Annotated in this window: 2 protein-coding genes and 1 pseudogene; 2 read left to right on the plus strand and 1 reads right to left on the minus strand. The window is 70.0% G+C overall.

What is annotated here, in order from left to right; translation table 11 throughout:
- Positions 1-278, plus strand: a 278-nt coding sequence (locus tag ABD385_RS41055; protein ID WP_344585362.1) for an ATP-binding protein, incomplete at its 5' end; no start/stop codon positions are given.
- A gap of 133 nt (positions 279-411) precedes the next feature.
- On the opposite strand, the gene ABD385_RS41060 is transcribed toward ABD385_RS41055, so the two are convergent.
- A complete protein-coding gene (locus ABD385_RS41060) occupies positions 412-2,115 on the minus strand; it encodes a chloride channel protein (RefSeq protein ID WP_344585364.1) in 1,704 nt (567 codons plus the stop codon).
- A gap of 215 nt (positions 2,116-2,330) precedes the next feature.
- Here ABD385_RS41060 and ABD385_RS41065 point away from each other — a divergent pair.
- Positions 2,331-2,440, plus strand: a pseudogene (locus tag ABD385_RS41065) (MarR family transcriptional regulator); the annotation flags it as partial.

A 2,440-nucleotide genomic window follows, 5' to 3' on the forward strand; every position in this document is an offset into this window, starting at 1 on the left:
ACGTCACCGACGAGGGGCCCGGCATGGCCCCCGACACCGCCAGCCGGATCTTCGAGCGCTTCTACCGCGGCGACACGTCCCGCACCCCCGGCACCGGCGGCACGGGACTCGGCCTGAGCATCGTCAAGTCGATCACCGAAGCCCACGGCGGCACGGTGTCGGTACGCACCGCGCCGGGCGAAGGCAGCACGTTCACCGTCACCCTGCCGCTCTGCCCACCTCACGTCCCTCCGCCCGCTCGTGAGGAAGAGCCCGCCATCGGCTCGGCCGACTCCTGACCGGGCAAGCACGAGGCACCGCGAGCCGGCACCGGCATCAGCCCGGGGCACGGCCGACCCGCAAGGACAGCACCACCCATCAGGCGCGAGCCCCCTCGATCAGGTAGGCGACCCCACTTGACAGGCCGTCTCCTCAGGCCAAGGGGGTGACCGGTGTGGGGGTGGCGCCGTGCAGAGCTCGGAGGGCGCTTTGGTGCGTCAGCCATCCGAGAAGGTGCTCCTTCCCCGGGTCGAGGACGGGGAGGGCCGTGCCGGTGGCAGTGATCAACGTGTGCAGGGCGGTGGCGAGCGGCATGTCCGTGGTGAGGGTCGGATCTGCCTGAGCCAGGTCGCCCACCTGTGACGGTCGGGCGTCCGGTGCGTCGGTGAGTGCTTCGGCCACGGCGCGGGCGGTGAGCGTGCCCACGTAGCGGCCGTGGTCGTCGACGACGGGGAGCGTCCCGTGGTCCGAGCGGATCAGCAGGTCGGCCGCGGTCGTCAGTTCACCGTCTGCTGACAGCGGCGCCGGTACGGGCTCCATGACCGTCTGGACCGTCTGCGTGTTGAAGGTGGCGTGCGGCGCGGGGGTGTGGAGGTCGATGCCGCGGCGGCGGAGTTTGAGGGTGTAGATGGTGTCGCGGGACAGCAGTCGGCTGGTGGCGGTGGCCAGGACGATGGCGAGCATCAAGGGCAGGATGATCGAGTACTGGCCGGTGAGTTCGAAGAGGATGACGACGGCGGTGATCGGTGCCCGTGAGGCGCCGGCGAAGACCGCGCCCATGCCGACCAGGGCGTAGGCTCCGGCGCCCCCGGCGACGCCGGGCATGAGGTGACCGGCGACGGCTCCGTAGGCGGCGCCCAGCATGGCGCCGATGAACAGACTCGGCGCGAAGACCCCGCCGGAGCCGCCGATGCCGATGGTCAGGCTGGTGGCCACGACCTTTCCGACGAGGAGGAGCAGCAGGAAGGCGATGACGTAGCCGCCCTGGGTGGCCTTTTCCAGCACGGGGTAGCCGACGCCGTACATCTCGGGCAGGGCCAGCAGCACCAGGCCGAGGAGCAGTCCGCCGGCCGCGGGCCGCAGCCATTCCGGTCCGCGCCAGGCCCAGTCGCAGGCATCCTCGATCCAGTACAGGATGCGGGTGAAGCCCACTCCGACGATGCCGGCCACCACGCCGAGCGCGGCGAACAGGCCGTACTGGGCAAGGTGTTCGACGTGGAAGGGGGGAAGGGTGAGGAAGGCGTTGTTGCCGAAGGCCGCGCGTCCGATGACGCTGGCGGTGACGCTTGCGAGCACCGTGGCACCGAACGCCTCGGCGCTGAAGGTGCCCAGGATCAGTTCCATGGAGAAGAAGACGCCGGCCAGCGGGGCGTTGAAGGTGGCGGCGATGCCGCCGGCCGCGCCACAGGCGACCAGCAGTCGCATCCGGCCCTCGGGAACCTTGGCGAACCGGCCCAACGTCGAGCCGAGGGCGGAACCGATCTGGACGATGGGTCCCTCCCGGCCGACCGAGCCTCCGGATCCGATGCACAGGGCGGAGGCCAATGCCTTGACGATCGAGACCTGCGGGTTGATCCGTCCGCCGCGCTGGGCGACGGCGAGCATCACCTCGGGGACGCCGTGGCCACGGGCCTCCTTGGCGAACCGGTCGACCAACGGTCCGTACAGGAGCCCGCCCACCATCGGAGCGATGATCACGAACGCCGCGCCCAGCCAGGGCACATGGGGGTTCGCACTGCCGCCGGCACTCGCGTAATCGGCGCGGCCGGAGAACAGATGGGTGAACGTAGTGATCAGCCAGCGAAAGGCGATCGATCCCAGACCGGCGCCCGCACCCACCGCGACCGCGAGGAGCAGCAAACCCCACGGCGCTCCGCACAGTCGCGCCACGGGGGACGGGGGGCGGGCCTCAATGGTTGGTGCCTGCGCGACGGTGCCGGCGGGGGGCACCGCATCTATGCCGGTCATATTTTCCCTCTCCTCGCTCTTTTTGCATTATGCAAACGTTGTCAAGTGTGTCCGTGGGCGAGATAGAAAGGATCGTGATCGAGAGCGAGGGAGAGTTACCTGACATGGCAGATGTGGACGAGGTCACCCGGGCGGTGCTGACCGCCTCACGCGTGCTGGTGGGGGTCTCCGCGCGCTCCCTGGCGGCGGCCGAGGACAAGGTCACGCTGCCCCA

It is taken from the genome of Streptomyces lunalinharesii (assembly GCF_039532155.1).
Taxonomy (GTDB): domain Bacteria; phylum Actinomycetota; class Actinomycetes; order Streptomycetales; family Streptomycetaceae; genus Streptomyces; species Streptomyces lunalinharesii.